Origin of the sequence: Nocardioides guangzhouensis, from assembly GCF_004519545.1 — a bacterium.
In the GTDB taxonomy this organism is placed as follows: domain Bacteria; phylum Actinomycetota; class Actinomycetes; order Propionibacteriales; family Nocardioidaceae; genus Nocardioides; species Nocardioides guangzhouensis.
Window position 1 is genome coordinate 1 of sequence record NZ_SDKM01000163.1, and the last position, 318, is coordinate 318.

At 71.7% G+C, this 318-nt stretch carries 1 protein-coding gene; it reads left to right on the plus strand.

Features of this window, described 5'->3' with window-relative positions:
* On the plus strand, positions 1–318 hold a 318-nt coding region (locus EKO23_RS25630), incomplete at both ends, for a peroxidase family protein (protein WP_217702821.1).

Genomic DNA, 318 nt, shown 5'->3' on the forward strand with positions numbered 1-318 from the left:
CCTACCTCGGCCAGTTCGTCGACCACGACCTGACCTTCGACGCGACCAAGGTGACCCTCGGCGAACGGATCTCCCCGGCCGCCCTGATCCAGGGCCGCTCGCCGGCCCTCGACCTCGACTCCCTGTACGGCGCCGGGCCGCTCGACCCGGTCTCCGAGGTGTTCTACGAGGCCGACCGCACGCACCTGAAGACCGGCCGCACGGTCGCCGCCGGGGACCCGGCCATGGACGGGTTCGACCTGCCGCGCAAGGGCACCGGCACCGCGGCTCAGAAGCGCAAGGCACTCATCCCCGACCACCGCAACGACGAGAACCTCG